We start from the raw sequence: 22,099 nt of genomic DNA, 5'->3' as shown, positions 1-22,099 counted from the left end.
ATACTAGTACCCGATAACTTCGACAAACAGGTACACCTGGTAATGTAGTTTATTTTATGTTTTTGATGTGAATTAAAGAAGGAGTCATTCGCATATTACTCTATCAGCGGGCACGTTTTAACGCTCATTTTTTATACCTCCAAATCATATTCCAAATTCATGTTATTATAAATACTAAAGATATTACCATCTATACAGGAGGTAAGCCAAATGATCCAGGATTTCATCCAAAGTTCAGATAAAATGTTAGAGAGAGAAGAAACGCTCAGGATAGAGAGGTGGATGATCCCTAATCCTACGTCTATTCAAATAGATAAAACGTTAAAAGAAGCAGCACAAGTGTTAGACAAAACAGATATAGACTGCCTTCCGGTTGTGGGTGAAGGGATGAAACCGGTAGGAATGGTGACGGCTAACATACTTATAAATAGTTTTCTACATGGAAATGAGGAAAAGTCTGTAGTAACAAGTATCTCAGAAGAAAACTTTTTTATTGTTCGTTCGAGTGATTCCTTGTTAGATATTTACTCTTTGTCGTTTAAATTTTTCGCCGTCATCGATGATCAGAATAGATTAGTAGGTATTATATCAAGAAACGAAATCTTGAAAGGGCTTTCCTGGTATATCAAAGAACTTGAACATACAGCTGAGAGCTTGAATGTCATTCTAGAAAGTGCATATGAAGGTGTTGCGGTTGTTGATGAAACAGGTATCATAAGAGAATTTAATGAAGCATATAGTCGCTTTACAGGAATTGACAAAAAAGTGGCTGTGGGAAGTCATGTGGAAGAAGTAATTGACAACACGAATTTAAATAATACTGTAAAAACGGGGTTGCCCGAGCGAGGAGTAGTACAGTATATTCAGGGGCAGGCAATGGTTGTACATCGTATTCCGATTTGGAAAAATGATAGAGTTATCGGGGCAATTGGTATGGTCATTTTTGAGGGTGTTACAGAATTGTACCGAATCTATGAAAGATTCCAGGAAAATACGATTCCTAATAAACAAGAACAGCAATCTCTTCCTAAAAAAAGAAGGGAAAGCAGAAAAATGACGTTGGATCAGATTATTGGTGTCAGTGAGAGTACCTCTACTACAAAGCGTATAGCAAGAAAAATTGCAAAAACAAATGCAACCGTTTTAATAACAGGTGAGAGCGGTACTGGTAAGGAAATGTATGCAAAGGGTATTCATCATTTAAGTGCGTTATCCACAGGGCCTTTTATCAGTGTAAACTGTGGTGCTATTCCTGAGAACTTATTTGAGTCCGAATTATTTGGGTATGCAGAAGGTGCTTTTACTGGAGCAAAAAAGGGTGGAAAGCCGGGTAAATTTGAATTGGCTCAAAATGGAACATTGTTCTTAGATGAAATTGCAGAAATGCCTCTTATGATGCAGACAAAGTTATTGCGGATTTTACAAGAAAAGGAATTTGAACGTGTAGGAGGTATTGAGAAATACGAAATTAATACGAGGATTATTGCGGCTACTAATCGTAATCTGAAAGAGATGGTGAAGGCGGGGGACTTTCGTGAAGATCTTTTTTATCGAATAAATGTTATCGAGTTGCCAATATTACCGCTTCGTGAGCGCACAGAAGACATTCCACCGCTGGTCTCAAATTATTTATACGCTATCTGTACGGCGTATCAAATGCCGGTAAAATCAATAACTCCAGAGGCAATGTCAAAATTTGTACACTATCATTGGCATGGCAATATAAGGGAACTTATGAATACAATTGAAAAGCTTGTTGTGTTAGTGGATGGGGCTACCATTGATACCCACCATTTACCTGAAGTTATGATAGATAAAGAGATTATGAAAAAAGCACCGCACAATGAACAAACGACACTGATCAAACAGGAGAAAAGTCTAGGGAATGAAAGAGAAAAGGTACTGATTAAACGGATATTAAAAAGTACGGAGGGCAATAAGTCAAAAGCTGCAGAAAAGCTTGGTATTCATCGAACCACTTTATATCAGAAACTTAAAAAATATAAACTACAATAATTGTAGCGAATTCACTACAATATACACAAATCGTAGTGATTAATATACACAATATCATTTTAAAGAGTTGTTTAAATGAGATTTTGGAATTGGCATGGTTTTTGCATATGTAGTGATGAAGACATAAAAAGGGGTGTAAATGAAAATGGAAGATTATGCTGTTCTGCGAATGCCACAGACGATTAATTATGGTCGTCATGCATTTGAGAAAGTGGGGGAAGAATCGGCAGCAAAAGGAAAAAAGGCACTTATTATTAGTGATAAGGTAATGGATGACCTTGGAAATGTAAGCGATTGCCGTGGATTTTTATCTAAAGAGAGCGTTGATAGCACAGTTTATTTAGGAGTTGAATCTGAGCCAACCGATATTTATGTTGCGGAGGCTTTGGAAATATTCAAAAAGGAACAATGCGATATAGTGATTTCTCTTGGTGGCGGAAGCTGTATTGATACAGCAAAAGCAATCGCTGTCCTTGCTACAAACGGAGGTTATATCGGGGATTATATGGGTGCAAAAAAATTAGCTGATGTAGATCCAGTTCCACATATTGCAATCCCAACGACTGCAGGAACTGGTTCGGAAGCAACAGATGCGACGATCATCGCAAATACATCAAATGATGTCAAAATGATGATAAAACAGCCAGTATTTATGCCAGTTGTCGCTATTGTTGATCCATTACTGACAATGTCATCTCCAAAACATGTAACCGCAGCAACAGGGGTAGATGCACTAAGTCACGCAATTGAAGGTTATATTTCTAAACAGTCTCATCCGATGACAGATATGTTTGCGCTTTCTGCGATGAAATTAATTACTGAGAATATCATGACAGCCTATGAAGATGGAGAAAACGTCAATGCAAGAGAAGCAATGGCCTTAGGTTCTTTACAGGCTGGTATTGCTTTTTCAAATTCCTCGGTGTGTTTAGTGCATGGGATGTCTAGACCGATTGGTGCATTATTTCATGTTCCTCATGGGTATTCAAATGCAATGCTTTTACCGGCAGTATTAGAATTTAGTAAGGAAGCTTCTATTAGCCGTTTAGCAGATTTAGGGGGAATCTTTTCACCAGAGGCTATAAATTATACGGACGAAGATGCTGCTGATCTAGCTGTTTCTTCTGTGAAAAAGCTCTGTTTAAATTTAAATATTCCCAATCTTAGTGGATGGGGTATCGATAAACAGGAATTTGAGACCGCTGCCGGTAAGATGTCTGCAGATGCTTTAGCAAGTGGGAGCCCGGCAAATAATCCGCGAGTCCCGACACAAATGGAAATTGAAGAACTCTATCATATTTGTTATGCGTATGAGTTCACCACAGAGAGTAAAGTGAGATAGGGACAGGGGGTTAGTTTCATGGATATATTGGGCATGATTGGATTAATTGCATCTCTAGTGTTACTTGTTTATCTAACCATGAAAGGTATAAATATTATTATTGCAGCACTTATTATTTCAATTGTAGTTGCTGTGACGGGTGGTTTGAATTTAGGAACTGCCCTTATGGATGATTATATGACAGGTTTTACGGATTACTTTGCTTCATGGTTTCTAGTCTTTTTACTTGGAGCTATTTTTGGGAAAATCATGCAGGAAACAAAATCTGCTGAGAGTATTGCACAATGGATTAAACGTACATTAGGAACAAAACGAGCAGTATTTGCAGTTGTGGCAGCAGCTGCAGTTATGACCTATGGAGGGGTGAGTTTATTCGTTGTTGGATTTGCGGTATATCCAATAGCCCTCTCATTGTTCCGTGCAGCTAATTTACCGCATCGATTTATCCCTGCTGCTTTAGTATTTGGGTCAATATCTTTTACAATGACTGCACCGGGTTCTCCGGAAATTCAAAATATCATTCCGACTGAATTCTTTGGAACAACACCTACAGCTGGTGGATTTATCGGTGTTCTTAGTGCATTTCTAATTATGGTCGCCGGGGGATTGTGGCTTGGAAGAATGGTAAGAAAAGCGTCTGAAAGAGGAGAAACATTTTCTCTTCCGAATGCCTCTTCGCAAGCAGAGGAAGAATCGGCTTCGGGTTTGGCAGCTGAGGATCAGGAAGATCAACATCCGGAACCTGTTAAAGATTTACCGAATGTTTTCTTAGCGTTTTTACCGCTTATCATTGTTATTGGCTTGTTAAATATCTTGTCGATGTTTATCAATCCTACTGCTTCCTTGTTGATCGCACTGACAACTGGGATTTTCTTAGCATGTATATTAATGAATAAATATCTTAAAGAATTTTGGGAAGCTCTTGCAACAGGTACCCAGAATTCGTTAGTAGCACTTGCAAATACATGTGCTGTAGTTGGTTTTGGTAGTGTTGCTGCGCAAGTATCAGCTTTTGATAGCGTGGTGGATGCAGTCGTGAGTATTCCTGGCCCGCCTTTACTAGGGTTGGCAGTGGGTGTAACGGTTGTTTGTGGTATTACAGGATCAGCTTCTGGAGGATTAGGAATTGCGTTACCAATTCTGGCACCCATTTATATGGGGCAGGGATTAGACACAGGTGATATGCACCGTGTTTCTGCGTTAGCTTCTGGTGGTATCGATTCACTTCCGCATAATGGATACGTAGTTACGACAGTACGTGCTATTTGTGGCGAAACGCATAAAAGAGCCTATGCACCTATTTTTATGGTAAGCGTTGTTGTTCCGTCTATTGTACTGTTATTAGCAGTATTCTTATATTCTATTTTCTAAATCAAATTTAATAATTTGAAATAGGAAAACTAGTAAACTAGTGTTTAATTATAATAGGAGGTTTTATTAATGAGTCAAACAAAAGTAAAAACACTTCAAAATTATGTAGGTGGAGAATGGGTTGAAGCAAAAGCGGATAAAACAGAAGCCGTATATAACCCGGCAACAGGAGAAGCTATCGCACATGTGCCTATCTCTAGTGATGAAGATGTAGAAAATGCAGTAAAAGTAGCTGCTGAAGCATTTCAAACATGGAAAGAGGTTCCTGTACCAAAACGTGCACGTATTTTATTTAAGTATCAACAATTACTCGTAGATAATTCGGATGAACTGGCTGAAATTGTAACAATCGAAAACGGAAAGAACCTGAAAGAAGCGCAAGGGGAAGTACAACGTGGTATTGAAAACGTTGAATTTGCAGCAGGAGCGCCATCATTAATGATGGGAGAACAATTTCCATCCATTGCTAATGGACTTGAATCGGGCGTTTACAACTATCCAATTGGGGTTGTCGGCGGTATTACACCATTTAATTTTCCAATGATGGTTCCTGCTTGGATGTTTCCGATGGCGATTGTAACGGGTAATACATTCGTGCTAAAACCATCCGAACGTACACCGTTGCTTGCAAACCGTCTTGCAGAACTACTTGAAGAGGCGGGATTGCCAAATGGTGTATTCAATATTGTTCATGGTGCGCATGACGTTGTAAATGGCCTGCTTGATCATAAAGATGTTGCTGCTATTTCATTTGTTGGTTCCCAGCCGGTTGCGGAATATGTTTATAAAAGGGGAACAGATAATCTGAAACGTGTGCAAGCACTTGCCGGAGCGAAAAACCATTCCATTGTATTGGGTGATGCAAATTTAGACAATGCAACGACGCAAATTTTAAATGCCGCGTTTGGTTCTGCAGGAGAGCGCTGTATGGCAGCTTCTGTAGTAGCTGTAGAAGATTCTGTGGCAGATGAATTCATTGAACAGCTTACGCAAAAAGCAAATGAAGTTACCATTGGAAATGGTCTAGATGATGGTGTATTCCTGGGGCCAGTTATCCGTGAAAATCATAAAGATCGGACGCTTCAGTATATTGAAACCGGGGAAAAAGAAGGTGCAACCCTTATTCGTGACGGACGTACGGATAAAGATGCGCAACGTGAAGGTTATTTTGTAGGACCAACTATTTTTGACAATGTAACGACAGAAATGAAAATTTGGCAGGACGAAATTTTCGCACCTGTATTATCCATTGTCCGAGTGAGTGATCTTGATGCCGCTGTTGAAATAACGAATAAATCCCCATTTGCAAATGGCGCATGTATCTTCACGAAAGATGGTGGAAGCGTACGCCAATTCCGTGAAACCATTGATGCAGGGATGCTTGGCGTAAATATAGGTGTACCCGCACCAATGGCGTTCTTCCCATTCTCTGGATGGAAGGATTCCTTCTATGGGGATCTACATGCTAACGGCAAAGATGGACTTAATTTCTATACACGGAAGAAAGTTATTACAACAAGATGGGTGTAAGGTGTTAAAAGTGATTTTTAAGGGTGAAGGAATCAGAAGTTTAACTTCTGATTCCTTTTGTTCTATTCTATAATTAGTACTATCTTTAGTTGGTCTTACTAAATGGGAGGTAGAAGCATGGTAGAAAATAAAGTTGTGTTTATTACAGGTGCAGCAAGTGGAATTGGTTATGAAATTGGCGTCGAATTTATAAAAAACGGTGCAAAAGTAGTTTTTTCTGATATTAATGAGAATAAGGTAAAAGAAGTAACTGAACTCTTAAGGCAAAAAGGATACGAGTGCATCGGCATAAAGTGTGATGTAACAAAAGAAGAAGAATTACAGGAGGCAATTAATTTAACCGTAGAAAAATATAACAGAATTGATGTTCTTTTTAACAATGCAGGATTACAACATGTAGCGTCGATTGAAGATTTCTCCACTGAAAAATTTGAGTTGATTACCAAAGTTATGCTTGTTGCCCCATTCATGGCAACAAAGCATGTATTTCCAATTATGAAAAAGCAAGGATTTGGTCGCATCCTAAATATGGCGTCAGTTAATGGATTAATTGGATTTGCGGGAAAAGCAGCATACAATAGTGCGAAACATGGGGTAATTGGATTATCAAAAGTAGCAGCCTTAGAAGGTGCAGATTATGGCATCACAGTTAACGCGTTATGTCCCGGCTACGTTGATACACCACTTGTTAGGAATCAATTTAATGATTTAGCTAAAAACCGAAATGTATCAGTGGAAAAAGTACTTGAAGAGGTGCTCTATCCGTTAGTACCGCAAAGAAGATTATTAGACGTTCAGGAAGTTTCGGATTATGCACTATTTTTGGCAAGTGATAAGGCTAAAGGTGTAACTGGTCAGGCTGTTGTTATCGATGGTGGATACATGGCGCAGTGATTTAGGATGGTGTTAGGTTTCTCCATGTTTTGGATAGATTTTACTATCATCTATCCAAAACATGGAGAAATGATGAGTGATCCGACTGCGCTTATTGAAAAAAATTGCAGGGAATAGGAAGAAAATCAAGAAAGATAAAAATGTTATCGATAGGATAGAACTTTGTACAGTAGCTCAGGTTGCTCTTATAAAAAACGCATAAGTTGGACTTTGTCTGGTATTACCGGACGTTTGAATAAGACCTGAAATTATATATAAAAATGTCTTGCAATCCCTTTTTAATCTGATATAATAATAATTAATATTCTGAACATACTATCCAGTAGGTTAGTAAATGAAGATAAAAAGTTAGGAGGACGAAAATAATGGACTTTTCTTATTCCGAAAAAGTAATAGATTTGCAGAAAAAGGTAAATGATTTCATGGAAACTCATGTTTATCCAAATGAAAAAACTTATGAAGAGCAATTAAATCAGCAGGAAAATCGTTGGGTTAAAACCCCTGCTATCATGGAAGAATTGAAGCAAAAGGCAAAAGAAGAAGGGTTATGGAACTTATTCTTACCCGAGAGCGAATATGGTGCTGGATTAACCAATCAGGAATATGCACCACTTTGTGAAATAATGGGGAAATCTATGATAGGACCTGAGGTATTTAATTGTAGTGCACCGGATACGGGAAATATGGAAGTTTTGGCTCGTTATGGTACAGAGGAACAAAAGAAGCAGTGGCTGAATCCGCTTCTTGCTGGTGAAATTCGTTCTTGTTTTTCAATGACAGAGCCTGATGTTGCTTCTAGTGATGCTACAAATATTCAAACCAGTATTAAAAGAGATGGAGATGAATACGTCATAAATGGACGGAAATGGTGGTCTTCTGGTGCTGGCGATCCTCGTTGCAAAATTGCCATTGTAATGGGGAAAACGGATGAAACAGCATCAAAGCATGAACAACAATCGATGATTCTTGTACCGCTCGACACTCCAGGTGTTAAAATTGAGCGTATGCTTCCGGTGTTTGGTTATGATGACGCACCACATGGTCATGCAGAAATTTTGTATGATAACGTGAGAGTACCTGCTGAAAATATGCTGTGGGATGAAGGAAAAGGATTTGCTATTGCACAGGGACGACTTGGACCTGGACGAATTCATCATTGCATGCGGTTAATTGGTGCTGCAGAAAGAGCGCTTGAAGATTTATGTAAGCGTGTACAAACAAGAGAAGCTTTTGGTAAAAAGATAGCAGATCAAGGTGTTGTGCAAGAATGGATTGCCGACTCTCGAATCAATATTGAACAGGCGCGTCTATTAACATTAAAAGCTGCTTACATGATGGATACGGTTGGTAATAAAGAGGCGAAGACAGAAATTGCGATGATTAAAGTTGTTGCTCCAAATATGGCACTAGATGTAATTGATAAGGCGATCCAAGCATTTGGAGCTGCAGGAGTCAGTGATGGTTCTACGCTAGCATATCATTGGGCTAATGCTAGAACATTAAGACTTGCAGATGGGCCGGATGAAGTACATCGTCGCCAGATTGCTAATTTAGAACTTCGGAAATATTCATAAATATGGGGGTGAAATATTGAGTGTTATGAACTTATTCAATTTAGAAGGTAAAACTGCAATTGTTACAGGAGGCGCACGAGGCTTAGGCGCACAAATTGCGGAAATCTATGCAGAAGGAGGAGCAAACGTTGTAGTTTGTTCACGGAAATATGATGCATGTAAGGAAAAAAGTGAAGAACTTAAAAAGTTAGGTGTTGACTCTTTAGCTTTTAGTTGTGATGTGTCAAATCAAGACGATATTAAAAAAATAGTGGAAGGAACACTTGAACACTTTGGTGCAATTGATATTCTAGTAAATAATAGTGGAGCGACATGGGGAGCACCGGTGGTTGATATGCCTTTTGAAGCTTGGGAGAAGGTAATGAATGTCAATGTAAATGGAACATTTTTGATGAGTCAGGCTGTTGGCAAAGAAATGATAAAACAACAAAGCGGAAAAATCATTAATATTGCTTCGGTTGCTGGGTTTGGCGGATCAGATCCGAGGTATATGGATACAATCGGTTACAATACCAGTAAAGGTGCAGTCATGACGTTTACAAAAGATCTTGCGGCAAAATGGGGCAAGTATAATATCAATGTCAATGCAATTGCTCCAGGGTTTTTCCCGACGAAAATGTCGAATGGATTACTTGAAAAAGGTGGCGATAAAATCCTGGAAGGAACGCCATTGAACCGATTTGGAAGTGATGAAGATATGAAAGGCGCAGCATTATTCCTAGCTACTAAGGCATCCGATTTCATAACAGGAGATATTTTAACAGTTGATGGTGGATCACATACTCTCTAATGGATGAATTGTATTATTTTCTGTGATACATTAAAATGTATGAAAAATATACTGTTAGCGAGGATAATGTATATGAAGGAAAAAATCACGGAACAGAGTATTTTACTGTTTGAGAAAAAGGGTTTTAGTGTAACATCCATTCAGGATATTGTTAATGAATTAGGAGTTACGAAGGGAACATTCTATTACTATTTTAATAGTAAAGAACAGTTGTTAATGGATATTCATTACGACTACATTACATCGTTACTAAAGCGTCAAGAAGAAATTATGAATAACAATAATTTGTCACAGAAAGATAAATTAATCGAAAACATTCGCTTAATAATCACAGATATTGTCGAGCGTGGGCCAAGTGCAAGGGTATTCTTCCGAGAAATGAGACATTTAACTGATGAAAATATCGAAAAAATAAAGCAAAAACGAGAGCAAATTCGTTTGAATTTTGAAAAGGTGATACAAATAGGAATTGATAATGTGGAATTTAACCATTCTTTACAGGTGGATATGGTAGCGTTTGGTATTGTTGGGATGACGAATTGGAGCTATAATTGGTACCAACCAGATGGGAAGATTACACCAGATGAATTGGTAACGATTTATGCTGACATGGTTTTAGGCGGTATTCAAAACTAATATTATTACTATCTTCTAGGATAGTAATATATAATCAATTATTGGAATAGTATAAACATACCGACTAGTAGGTATGTGAAACGCGTCAGATTGTATTGCAATTTGATAGCCTGTCATAGTCTGCTTATAAGTGACATAATATATTTTAAATAATTGCGAATTGCGTAGCACAGGAGGAGAAAAAGAAAATGAAATCTTCGTATAGTGATACGATAAGCGTTCGAGAAGGCGAAGATCTAAATAAAGAAGTACTACTTCAATTTATTCGAGCAAACATAGAAGACATTCCAAACGAAACATTGGATATTGAACAATTTGGCGCAGGTCATTCAAATCTAACTTATTTATTAAAAGTAGGAAGGTGGGAAGCGGTATTACGGCGCCCTCCTCTTGGCCCTGTAGCGCCAAAAGCGCATGATATGGGAAGGGAAAGTCGGATTTTATCGAGCTTGCATCCTTTATACCCAATCGCTCCCAAACCATTCATTTTTTCTGAAGATGAGTCGATTGTAGGCAGCCCATTTTTCATCATGGAACGAAGAAAGGGAATTGTGGTAGATTCTACGTTTCCTGAAGATGTTAATTACGACCCATCATTAGGTCGACGAATCTCAGAAATTATGGTCGATAAGTTAGTAGAATTGCATCAAGTTGACTACACTAAAACGGAATTGGTTAATATGACTAAACCGGATGGATTTATGGAACGTCAAGTAGCTGGATGGACGAAACGCTATTATAATTCGAAAACGGATGAAGTCTCAGGGGTAGATCAATTAACAAACTGGTTGAAAAATAACGTACCGATTTCTCCTGAGCCGTCAATTATACATTATGATTATAAATTAAATAATGCAATGTTTTCTGATGATTTTAATGAAATGGCTGGTCTATTTGACTGGGAAATGACTACTGTGGGTGACCCTTTGGCAGATCTTGGTGGAGCTTTAAGCTATTGGATTGAAGCTGAAGATCCGGATGAACTAAAAAAGGGATTCGGAAAACCTTCTGTGACAATAAAGGACGGATTTTTCAGTCGAGAGGAATTTCTAGAAGACTATGCTAAGAAAAGCGGACGTGATGTATCAAAAATTCATTTTTATCTTACGTTTGCATACTTTAAGCTTGCTGTCATCTGTCAACAGATCTATTTCCGTTACAAAAAGGGACAGACAAACGACCAACGTTTTGCTCGGCTTAATGAATACGTGGATAGTTTAGTGCATCATGCGTTAAACTCTGCCAAAGGCGTGATCAAGTGAAGATACATCTCTTATTAAAAAAGGAAGAAATAGATTCTGCTCAAATGAACGAAGACAAAATTGCGGTTGTTTTTGATGTGCTGCTTGCAACTTCTACTATTACGGCATGTCTGAATTATGGAGCAGGTTGTGTAATTCCAGTTATGGATGAGGCCGAAGCCGTAAAGGAATCGAAAAATCATTTGCCTGAGGAGACTGCACTTGTTGGGGAATATAACGGCATTACGATTGATGGCTTTATGAATCCAGCTCCATCAACTCTAAAAGGGAAGTTGAAGAAAAAAACAGTTATACTCTCGACAACAAATGGAACTGTTGCCATACGGAGGTCAGCACCAGCGAAGAAAGTATATATCGCTTCTTTATTAAATGGAGAAGCTGTGAGTAAACGAATTGTAAGCACCTATGAAGATGAAACGATTGTTGTTGTATGTTCAGGGTCATCTAACCAATTTTGTATGGAAGATTTTTATGGTGCTGGTTATTTCATATCGCAACTCGTTAATGAATCAGGCGTGACAAATGCAGATTTAACAGACAGCGCATTGTCTGCAAAGCTATTCTATGAAAACTTATCTCATCATGCTTTTCAGGTGCTAAGTGATACAAGAGTAGGGAAGATGTTGGAGAGATATAATCTACAAGAAGATATAGAACTTGTCAGTCAGCAAGGAGTCTTATCTATTGTGCCAAGATTAATAGATGGAAAAACAATCGTTCCAGAAAAAGAAGCTGAAGCGAGTTTAGAAAAGCAGAATTTGGGAGGAAAGTAAAAATGAAGGCTGTTCAGTTTAGTGAGTTCGGTGGACCGGAAGTGTTAAAAGTCATAGAAAAAGAAGCTCCAGCTATAGGCAAGGATGAGGTGTTAATTGAAACTAAAGCGATTGGTGTAAATTATGCTGATACAGCTAGACGTCAAGGAACCTATGTAGTGCCTACGGAGTTGCCTTTTATACCAGGAGCAGAAATTGCTGGTATTGTAGCTGAAGTTGGTGAGAACGTTCAACGTGTGTCAAAAGGAAATCGAGTAGTAACTTTAATCGGCTCCGGTGGTTATGCGGAATACGCAGTTGTGCAACCAGAGAAACTTATCCCAATACCGGATGACGTTAGTTTTGAGAAGGCTGTTTCTCTACCATTACAAGGTTTAAGTGCCTACCATATATTGAAAACAATGGGCAAGCTTGAAGAGGGGGAGACAGTTCTTGTTCATGCTGCAGCGGGTGGTGTTGGTTCATTGGCTGTACAACTGGCGAAGTTATTCGGTGCAGGAAAAGTGATTGCTACAGCAAGTACAGCAGAAAAATTAGCATTTGCAGAAGAAATGGGTGCAGATCATCTCGTTGATTATACGGAAGATGGCTGGGAGAAAAAAGTTCGTGAACTGACCGGTGGAAACGGCGTGGACGTAGCACTTGAAATGGTTGGCGGGGAGATTTTCCATAAAACAGTTAAATGTCTGGCACCATTTGGGCGTCTTGTTATATACGGAGCTGCAAGTGGAGAGCAGGCTAAATTTTATCCATCTTCTCTCATGAGGAGGAATCAGTCAGTAGTCGGTTTTTTCCTATCACAAATTATGAATAAACCAACGTTATTTCAAAAGAGCTTGGAGGAATTGTTGCTCTATATGAATAAAGGAAAGCTCGAGCTTACACTTGGAGGAACTTTTCCGTTAGTTGATGCAGCTGAAGTACACCGAAAATTGCAGGGTAGAGAGACCAAAGGAAAACTTGTTCTAATTCCTTAAATGGGTCAACTCAGTTTTCCTGATTAAGTGTTTCAATTTAGTAAGGAGTGAATAAATAATTATGAATACCAGTCATTTTGAATTTTGGCCCCCTCTTTTACCAAAAACATTAACGTTACCGGATACAACGCTATATGATAATTTGGTTATTTCTGCTAAGAAATATCCGGACAAAATAGCAATTGAGTATTATGGGCAGCCATATTCTTATAAGCAACTTCTAAATGAAGTGGAACTACTTGCTGGATACTTAGAAAGTGAGTTAAACGTTAAAAAAGAAGAAAAAATATTACTGCTCATGCAGAATTCACCCCAATTCTTAATTAGTTTTTTTGCTATATTGCGCTTACGAGCGGTAGTTGTACCAATCAATCCAATGAGTACAACAAAAGATCTAACCTTTTATGTGCAGGATTGTGATATTAGGCAAGCATTGGTTGGGCAGGAATTATATGAAAAAGTGATACCATTAAAAGAAGAGACCTCTTTGAAAAATATTATTGTGGCATCCTATTCAGATTATATGGATGAAGAAAAAGCACGTGAAAGTTTGCCCCCAGAGTTAACCTCACCATCGAGAAGATTAACGGAAGCTACTGCATGGGGGGATGCATTAAATACAACCCATCAAGCCACTGCGTATACCGGAGAAGATCAAGATGTTGCAATGATTCCGTATACCTCCGGGACAACAGGTTTGCCGAAGGGTTGCGTTCATACGAATAAAACCATTCAAGCAAATACAGTTGGAACGAGCCACTGGATGAATATTACAGCAGATGCAGTCGCCCTGGCCTCTTTACCATTATTCCATGTGACAGGATTAATCCATAGTGCGCTCGCGCCTCTATATTCAGGAAGTAAAATAGTGATGATGACACGCTGGGACAGGGAATATGCAGCAAAAACAATTGAAGAATATGGCTGTTCTACTTGGATTAATATCAGTACCATGTTAATTGACTTTTTGTCCAATCCGAATCTAGCTAACTATGATTTATCATCTCTAAAAGTAGTAGGGGGAGGAGGAGCGCCACTTCCAGAAGCAGTCGGGAAACAATTGTATAATCGAACAGGTCTCAGATATATAGAGGGTTACGGTTTGTCAGAAACCATATCACATACACATTTCAATCCTCCTAATCGACCAAAGTTACAATGCCTAGGAATCCCTTCATTTGATGTAGATGCACGGATAATTGATCTAGCCACAGGAAACGAACTTGGTGCGAATGAAGAGGGAGAACTTGTAGTGAATGGACCACAGGTTTTTAACGGTTATTACAAACGTGATGAAGACAATCGAGAAGCACAAATTAAAATAGAAGAAAAGCAATTTTTCAGGACTGGTGACATTGTAAAAATGGATGAGGAAGGTTACTTTTTCATTGTTGACCGTCTGAAACGAATGATCAATGCAGCTGGGTTTAAAGTATGGCCAACTGAAGTAGAGTCCATCTTATATAAGCATCATGCAGTTCAACAAGCATGTGTAGTGAGCGCTCCAGATGCGAAACGTGGCGAAACTGTTAAAGCATTTATCATTCTAAAAGATGAATCTATAGGTAAGGTAACTGAAAGTGAAATCATGGAATGGTCTAAGGACCAAATGGCCGCATATAAGTATCCGCGTATAATTGAATTTAGAGAAAGCTTTCCGACGACAACTAGTGGGAAGATCTTATGGAGAGAATTACAGAAGAACAACTGATCGTTACAATTTACTACCTTTGAATAAAAAATTGAAGGAGCTGTAAAACATGGGAGAATGGATAGAAACCGTAACAGGCAAAATCCCGGTTGAAGATATGGGAAAGACCTTGATACATGAGCATTTTGTATTTGGTTATCCAGGTTTCAGTGGTGATGTGACATTAGGACCTTTTGATGAGCACGAAGCATTAAAGGCTGGTATTAAAGCTGCTAATGCTGTGAAGAGAAATGGAGTGAAAACAGTTGTTGATCCTACTCCAAATGAGTGTGGAAGGAACCCAGCATTATTAAAGAAGATTTCCGAATCGACTGGTTTACAAATTATTTGTTCCACCGGTTACTATTATGAAGGAGAAGGGGCAACACCATACTTTAAGTTTCGTTATGGATTAGGAACTGCCCAAAAGGATATCTATGAAATGTTCATGACAGAAATAAATGAAGGAATTGCAAAAACTGGTATCCGTCCAGGAGTTATTAAACTTGCTTCTAGTAAAGATGAGATTACATCATATGAGAAAATGTTTTTTGACATTGCTGCAAAGGTTCATAAGGAGACAGGGATAAGAATAATCACCCATACTCAGGAAGGGACAATGGGTCCAGAACAGGCAAAATTGCTTGTCGAATCTGGAGTTGATCCATCCAAGATTGTGATAGGACATATGTGTGGGAATACAAATGTTGAATATCATGAAGAAACACTAAAAACGGGTGTAAAGATTGGGTTTGATAGGTTTGGAATTCAAAAGCTAGTTGGTGCTCCAATGGACAGTGAACGTATCGAAACGTTAGTAAAGCTAATTGAAAAAGGTTATGAAAAACAAATTATGCTCTCTCATGATTCAATAACTTACTGGATGGGGCGTCCGCTTGAAATGAACGATGATGTAGCAGAGTTAGTTAAGAATTGGCACCCTACTCACTTATTTGAAAATATTTTACCAGAGTTAAAACGTAATAATGTATCCGAGGATGTCCTTAATGAAATGTTTTATTTAAAAAATAAGCATGAAGCAAAAATGTAAGCGTTATCTAATTTGGAATTTCTTTTAATGGAGGAATATTAATGGATAAGGTATGGCTTAATCACTACCCCGAGCATATAAACAAGGAAATGGAAATACCCGATAAATCAGTACCAGATATGCTACAAGAAACTATAGCTAATTACGGGGATCAATCAGCACTTTACTTTTATGGAAAAGAAATTACTTATAAGAAACTTGGCGAACTTTCTAGTGCCTTTGCTTCCGTACTTCAAGAAGAAGGTGTGAAAAAGGGAGATCGCGTAGCACTTATGCTACCGAATTGCCCGCAATATGTGATCAGTTATTATGGTGCTTTGCAAGCTGGGGCCATTGTTACCCAAATTAATCCTATGCTTGTTGGTAAGGAACTGGAGTATATATTGACGGATTCAGGTGCCGAAACCATTGTGATTTATGAACCTTTGCTACCTGTCTTAAATAAGATTCAAGATAAAACATCTGCAAAACGCGTGGTCAAAGTGAACTTGGAAGGTAGAAACACGGAGGACGATATAGCGATCGGCTTTGACACATTTTTGAAAAAAGCTAAGAAGTCTCTAGAGCCTGTTGCGATCAATTCTCAAGAGGATGTGGCAATCCTACAGTATACGGGCGGTACAACAGGTCGTTCAAAAGGAACTATGCTTACACATAAAAATCTGCTTGCTAATGTAATGCAGACGTATGAATATTTTAAAGATGCCTTCAAACTGGGCAAGGAGCGATTTCTTACTGTTATTCCCTTGTTCCATGTCTACGGAATGACGTCATGTATGAACCTTTCCATTTATACCGGAGCTATGAGTATCATGCTTCCGAGGTTTGAATTGGAGGAAGTTCTGCAGACAATCAAAGATTTACAGCCGACCTCTTTTCCTGGGGTGCCAACGATGTATATCGGTTTAATTAACCATCCAAAGGTCAGTGAATATGGCCTTGACAGTATTGAAATTTGTAATACTGGAAGTGCACCAATGCCTAAAGAAATTTTACGTACATTTGAGGAGAAAACGGGTGCAGATATATTAGAAGGATATGGTCTCACAGAGACAGCACCGACTACGCATTGTAATCCTTACTTCGGCAAGAGAAAGCCAGGCAGTGTAGGGATAGGTGTTCCTTCTACTGATTATAAAATCGTTGACTTAGCTGATGGAGAAAGCGAAATGCCAGTTGGTGAAACAGGGGAAGTACTAATTAAAGGGCCACAAGTGATGAAAGGTTACTGGAATATGCCGGAAGAAACAGCACAAACACTTCAAAATGGATGGTTATATACAGGTGATATTGCCTATGTGGATGAGGAAGGCTATCTGTTTATAGTGGATCGAAAAAAAGATCTCATTATCGCAAGTGGTTACAATGTATATCCGCGTGATGTAGAAGAGGTTATCTATGAACATCCTTCTGTTCAGGAGGCGGTTGTTGTAGGAGTTCCTGATCCCTATCGTGGCGAAACAGTAAAAGCGGTAGTCGTTTTGAAGGAAAATCAGCATTGCGACGAAAAAGAATTAATAGCTTTTTGTCGGGAAAACTTAGCGGCATATAAAGTTCCCCGAATCATTGAATTTAGAAACGAACTGCCAAAAACGAGTGTAGGAAAAATTCTACGGAGAAAAATTAGAGAAGAATTAGTATAAAGTATGAATTTGAAAATGGTAAATGTGGAGGAGATAACTGTGAATATAGATAACGTCCAAAAAGTTGCAGTCTTAGGAGCCGGGTCAATGGGGCATCAAATAGCGATGCTTTGTGCACTTGGCGGATACGAGACCTCCCTTCAGGATATTGAAGAAGGAGCATTAGATAACGCGAGAGAAGTATTGGAAGCGCGTATGCAAGATTGGGTAAAAAAAGAAAAAGTTACAGAGGAAAAGAAAGAGGCTGCTTTCGTAAAGCTTTCTACAACAACAGAGTTAGAAACAGCGGTTAAAGATGTAGACTTGGTTATCGAAGCTGTAGTGGAGAAATTAGATGTAAAGCGAGAAATATTTGCCAAACTGGATACCCATGCACCAAAAAATGCTATTTTGGCAACGAATAGCTCAACGATCGTAAATTCCAAGATTGCGGATGTTACCACAAGAAAAGATAAGGTGATTAACATGCACTTTTTCTTCCCGCCATTAGTAATGGATTGTGTAGAAGTAGTAAAAAGCGATCAGACCTCTGAGGAAACTGCTCAAACAGCACTGGATTTTTGTGAACGTATTGGGCGTAAAGGAGTGCTTTTAGAAAAAGAAATATACGGTTTTGTAGCCAATCGCTTATTATTTGCACTGTCCAATGAAGCAGTTTATTTATATGAAAATGGCTATGCGGATTTTGAATCGATTGATCTAATTGCAAAAAAGGCGTTAAGTCACCCGCTTGGTCCATTTGAATTAATGGACCTTTCCGGAATAGATGTTGGCTATTATGGAAATATGCAGCTCTATGAGGAAACGGGCGACCCGAAAAATAAACCTGCAAAATCAATAGAAGAAAAAGTGAAAGCAGGAAATCTGGGACGAAAAACTGGTAAAGGCTGGTATGACTACTCGAAAAGGGGATAGATGATATGTCACAACTTGTAACTTATAAAAAAGAGAATGGAATTGTGATTTATTAAGTTTTGTACATCTTCCCTAACAATGCAAGGGCAAGATTTTATGTCAACAATTACAAGAAGATGCTGAAAGAGTACATCGTAAATTAGCAATAACATCTGATGGAAGGTGATTCGATGGTGAAAAAAAGAGAATATGGGCGTCTTCAGCCTGGGATTAAATGGGGGCCCTTTACGGTTCGACTCCCAGGCATACATGTTGACTTATCTTGGCCAGTCATTATTCAAGGGTCAATTATTGCCGTAGCCAATGGAGGCGCCTTAGCTCCCTTAATGATGCAATTTTTTGATGTTTCATTTGCAGTAGCTTGGACAACTGTATCCATTCAAGCTTTCTGGGTGTGGGCACATACAGTTCTTTTCGGGGAGCCTCACGCACCTGGATGGATTACACCAGCGTTGCCTTTAGTGATTGTATTTTTAGGAGGATATGCTACGGGGACGGAAGCTGTACACGCGATGATGGCGTTAATGATTACGATATCCGTTGTTTTCCTGTTTTTTGGAATCACCGGTATAGGCGACCGGTTTAACCGCCTGGTTCCGGATGCATTAAAAGCAGGGATTATTATGGGGGCTGCGATATCGGCTTTTATGGGAGAATTTGAAAGAGTCCAGGAACTCCCGTTTACGTTAATTAGTTCTTGGATTGTCGTATTAATTATCATGTACTCGATTCCCTTTCAGCAGATTTCAAGTGGTAAAGTCAAAGGATTTCTTGCAGCGAATGTTCTACTTATGGGGTTTGGGGTAGCGGCAATTGTCGGTAGTATTTCCGGTGAGCTGCAATTTGCGATCGAGTGGGGTATCTTCGTACCTCAATTCGGGGAAATGTTTGCATCGTTAACACCTTTTGGAGTTGGTTTCCCTGGATGGGAGATGATCGTTGCGTCAATTCCACTTGCGTTGAGTATTTACATTTTAGTGTTTGGAGACTTGCTAGTGGCTGATGGCTTAATCGATTCTGCAAGGCAAAAGAGACCAGATGAGAAGATTGATAGTAATTACACGCGCACGCATTATGCTCTAACGGTTCGAAACCTAGGACATCTCTTTACAGGAGGGGCGTTTATTCCTATGCACGGTCCAATTTGGGCTGGGATGCAAGTGTATGTAATTGAAAGGTATAAACAAGGACGAAAAGTAATGGATTCTATTTATTCCGGCACAATAGGAATATTTTTTCTCGCGATCCCTTTAAGTTTTCTATTACCTGTAATTACGTTTATGATTCCAATTTTAGATGTTGCACTTTCACTAACATTATTACTTACGGGATTCGCGTGTGCTTATCTTGCAATGTCTCTTGTCAACACTGACCTTGGCAGAGGGGTGGCACTTTTCATTGGTGTGTTAACAGCTGTACAAGGGCCAGCTTTAGGGCTTGGTGTAGGGGTAGTTATGTATATCTTAATGATGGGGATTAAAAGAAAAGGTGCGTCAACAAGCAGCCGAGCTGAAACAGATAAAGACAAAGTAATATAGTAAATAGTCATATTTATATCTTTGGAGTGGGGGTTAGTATATGAATTGGATCGTACAAGACAAGATCGATATCGTTCCTGTGCGCCGGCTGAATGAACAGGGTGAGTTAACTGAAGATACCGTCCTTTCAGAGAATGATCAATTACGCGTCTATAAATGGATGGTTAAAGCGAGACGGTTTGATGAGCTTGCGGTCAAATTCCAACGACAAGGTAAAATTGGGACGTATGCTCCGTTATCAGGGCAGGAAGCTGCACAAGTTGGCAGTGCATTTGCGCTTGAAGATGAAGATTGGATTTTTCCGAGCTACCGAGAGGCTGCGGCGTGTTTTGTGAGAGGAGCAAAGGTCTCGTCCTTTTTCAAATATACAATGGGGCATGTGCATGGCGGTATATTGAAGGAAGAAGGTATTTTTCCGGTCCAAATCATCATTGGGGCACAAGCTTTGCACGCGACAGGAAGTGCTTGGGCCGATCAGTATAAAAAAAGAGAAGGAGTGAGCGTTGCCTATTTTGGCGATGGTGCTACATCTCAAGGTGACTTCCATGAAGCACTGAACTTCGCTGGTGTATTTCAAGTACCGGTCATTTATTTTGTTCAAAACAATCAATGGGCCATTAGCGTGCCTTATCATAAGCAAACGGGAAGTAAGTCCATTGCTCAAAAAGCCACTGCATACGGTATTACTGGAATTCAAGTTGATGGGAACGATGCAGTTGCTATTTATGAAACGATGAAACAAGCGAGATCTCTAGCGATTACAGGAAAGCCTGTCTTGATCGAAGCTATAACTCATCGTATGGGGCCGCATACTACTTCGGATGATCCAACAAAATACCGTTCACTGGAAGACGATAAAAGTTGGGCGGAAAAAGATCCGATTCTGCGTTTTAGAAAATGGCTGGAAAAACGTGATCTGTGGAATGAAGAACAAGAAAAAGAGTTAATTGATTCAATTGATGAGGAGTTAAAACAAGGATATATTGACGCCTCAGAAGCGCCTGCAGCCTCATTAGAAGATGCGCTTGGACACGTGTATGAGAAAATGACGCCTCGTCTACTAGAACAACTGTCGGAATTGGAAGGGAGGGAGAAAGGGCAATGACTGAGATGAATATGGTTGAAGCGATTAACTTTACGCTTAAGCAAGAGATGGAAGCCGATGATGATATCTTGCTTTTAGGAGAAGATATTGGAAAGAACGGCGGCGTTTTCCGTACCACTGAGACCCTTGTTGAAACATTTGGGGAGAGACGTGTGGTTGACACGCCACTAGCTGAATCGGCCATAGTTGGCACAGCTGTTGGAATGGCTATTCGTGGACTCAAACCAGTAGCAGAAATACAGTTTTTAGGGTTTATTTACGAGACGATGGACCAAATTTCAGCTCAGGCAGCAAGAGTCCGCTTTCGTTCTGCCGGAAGCCTTCATGTTCCGCTTGTTATACGTGCGCCATATAGTGGCGGCGTAAAAACACCGGAGCTTCACTCAGACAGTCTGGAAGCCCTATTCATGCACTCGGCAGGACTTAAGGTTATAATGCCATCTACCCCAAGAGACGCAAAAGGATTGCTTTGTGCCGCGATTAACGATCCAGATCCTGTCCTATTCTTTGAACCTTTGAAACTTTATCGAGGTGTTCGCGAAGAAGTGGAGGAAGAGCGTTTCACGATTGAAATCGGAAAAGCAAATGTTGTTAAAGAAGGTGATGACATTACGCTGATTAGTTGGGGAGCGGCCATGGCTGAAACGAAAAAAGCCGTTCAGTTACTTGAAGATAGCAATTTTTCGATTGAGCTCATCGATTTGCGAACGATCGTCCCTCTCGATGAAGAGATAATTGTCCATTCGGTTGAGAAAACTGGCCGTTGTGTTATCGTGCATGAAGCAGTCAAATCCGCTGGTGTTGGTGCCGAGATCTCTGCAATTATTAATGAAAAAGCATTGTTTTACTTATCAGCTCCAGTGCTCCGGGTAACCGGTTTTGATTCGCCTTATCCGGTTGCAACGGTCGAGAATGACTGGATCCCGAATGTAAACCGGATTGTAAATCAAATCAAACAAGTTTGGGAACTATCATTAAATTAGGGAAGGAGG

General features: G+C 39.4%; 18 protein-coding genes. All 18 read left to right on the top strand.

Features of this window, described 5'->3' with window-relative positions:
* Positions 1-210 precede the first annotated feature (210 nt).
* The 18 genes from KFZ58_RS14245 to KFZ58_RS14160 all read left to right on the top strand — a co-directional run bounded on the left by KFZ58_RS14245 (position 211) and on the right by KFZ58_RS14160 (position 22,090).
* Positions 211-2,016, top strand: a complete 1,806-nt coding sequence (locus KFZ58_RS14245; RefSeq protein ID WP_235791960.1) for a sigma-54-dependent Fis family transcriptional regulator — start codon at positions 211-213, stop codon at positions 2,014-2,016.
* Between the two features lie 145 nt (positions 2,017-2,161).
* Entirely contained in the window at positions 2,162-3,358 is a 1,197-nt protein-coding gene (locus tag KFZ58_RS14240; protein WP_235794750.1) for an iron-containing alcohol dehydrogenase, read from the top strand.
* An 18-nt stretch (positions 3,359-3,376) separates the two neighbouring features.
* The gene (locus tag KFZ58_RS14235; protein ID WP_235791959.1) at positions 3,377-4,729 is read left to right on the top strand and encodes a GntP family permease; all 1,353 of its coding nucleotides are present in this window, start codon (positions 3,377-3,379) and stop codon (positions 4,727-4,729) included.
* A gap of 69 nt (positions 4,730-4,798) precedes the next feature.
* On the top strand, positions 4,799-6,259 hold the full coding sequence (locus KFZ58_RS14230) for a CoA-acylating methylmalonate-semialdehyde dehydrogenase (RefSeq protein ID WP_235791958.1): 1,461 nt from the start codon (positions 4,799-4,801) through the stop codon (positions 6,257-6,259).
* Between the two features lie 117 nt (positions 6,260-6,376).
* Complete coding sequence (locus KFZ58_RS14225; RefSeq protein ID WP_235791957.1) at positions 6,377-7,153, top strand: 3-hydroxybutyrate dehydrogenase; 777 nt, start codon at positions 6,377-6,379, stop codon at positions 7,151-7,153.
* Between the two features lie 365 nt (positions 7,154-7,518).
* A complete protein-coding gene (locus KFZ58_RS14220; protein ID WP_235791956.1) occupies positions 7,519-8,727 on the top strand; it encodes an acyl-CoA dehydrogenase in 1,209 nt (402 codons plus the stop codon).
* Positions 8,728-8,743: 16 nt separating this feature from the next.
* On the top strand, positions 8,744-9,517 hold the full coding sequence (locus KFZ58_RS14215) for an SDR family oxidoreductase (protein ID WP_235791955.1): 774 nt from the start codon (positions 8,744-8,746) through the stop codon (positions 9,515-9,517).
* 72 nt (positions 9,518-9,589) lie between these two features.
* On the top strand, positions 9,590-10,153 hold the full coding sequence (locus tag KFZ58_RS14210) for a TetR/AcrR family transcriptional regulator (RefSeq protein WP_235791954.1): 564 nt from the start codon (positions 9,590-9,592) through the stop codon (positions 10,151-10,153).
* 188 nt (positions 10,154-10,341) lie between these two features.
* Positions 10,342-11,415 (top strand): phosphotransferase family protein, encoded by a 1,074-nt coding sequence (locus KFZ58_RS14205; protein ID WP_235791953.1) that lies wholly within the window; start codon positions 10,342-10,344, stop codon positions 11,413-11,415.
* The gene (locus tag KFZ58_RS14200) at positions 11,412-12,188 is read left to right on the top strand and encodes a 2-phosphosulfolactate phosphatase (protein ID WP_235791952.1); all 777 of its coding nucleotides are present in this window, start codon (positions 11,412-11,414) and stop codon (positions 12,186-12,188) included. The genes KFZ58_RS14205 and KFZ58_RS14200 overlap by 4 nt, the downstream gene beginning before the upstream one ends.
* A 2-nt stretch (positions 12,189-12,190) precedes the next feature.
* Positions 12,191-13,165, top strand: a complete 975-nt coding sequence (locus KFZ58_RS14195; protein WP_235791951.1) for a quinone oxidoreductase family protein — start codon at positions 12,191-12,193, stop codon at positions 13,163-13,165.
* A gap of 61 nt (positions 13,166-13,226) precedes the next feature.
* Positions 13,227-14,876, top strand: coding sequence for a long-chain-fatty-acid--CoA ligase (locus tag KFZ58_RS14190; RefSeq protein WP_235791950.1), 1,650 nt, complete (start codon positions 13,227-13,229; stop codon positions 14,874-14,876).
* 49 nt (positions 14,877-14,925) lie between these two features.
* Entirely contained in the window at positions 14,926-15,906 is a 981-nt protein-coding gene (locus KFZ58_RS14185; RefSeq protein ID WP_235791949.1) for a phosphotriesterase family protein, read from the top strand.
* Positions 15,907-15,947: 41 nt separating this feature from the next.
* On the top strand, positions 15,948-17,549 hold the full coding sequence (locus tag KFZ58_RS14180; protein WP_235791948.1) for a long-chain-fatty-acid--CoA ligase: 1,602 nt from the start codon (positions 15,948-15,950) through the stop codon (positions 17,547-17,549).
* Positions 17,550-17,588: 39 nt separating this feature from the next.
* Positions 17,589-18,464 (top strand): 3-hydroxyacyl-CoA dehydrogenase family protein, encoded by an 876-nt coding sequence (locus KFZ58_RS14175; RefSeq protein ID WP_235791947.1) that lies wholly within the window; start codon positions 17,589-17,591, stop codon positions 18,462-18,464.
* 170 nt (positions 18,465-18,634) lie between these two features.
* On the top strand, positions 18,635-20,002 hold the full coding sequence (locus KFZ58_RS14170) for a hypothetical protein (RefSeq protein ID WP_235791946.1): 1,368 nt from the start codon (positions 18,635-18,637) through the stop codon (positions 20,000-20,002).
* Between the two features lie 40 nt (positions 20,003-20,042).
* The gene (gene pdhA, locus KFZ58_RS14165) at positions 20,043-21,107 is read left to right on the top strand and encodes a pyruvate dehydrogenase (acetyl-transferring) E1 component subunit alpha (RefSeq protein ID WP_235791945.1); all 1,065 of its coding nucleotides are present in this window, start codon (positions 20,043-20,045) and stop codon (positions 21,105-21,107) included.
* A complete protein-coding gene (locus KFZ58_RS14160; RefSeq protein WP_235791944.1) occupies positions 21,104-22,090 on the top strand; it encodes an alpha-ketoacid dehydrogenase subunit beta in 987 nt (328 codons plus the stop codon). Before pdhA ends, KFZ58_RS14160 begins: the two co-directional genes overlap by 4 nt.
* Positions 22,091-22,099: the final 9 nt, after the last annotated feature.

Source organism: Virgibacillus sp. NKC19-16, assembly GCF_021560035.1.
Taxonomy (GTDB): Bacteria; Bacillota; Bacilli; order Bacillales; family Amphibacillaceae; genus Virgibacillus_L; species Virgibacillus_L salidurans.
The sequence above is the reverse complement of the archived record's forward strand: the minus strand, read 5'-3'. Positions and strand labels throughout refer to the sequence as shown.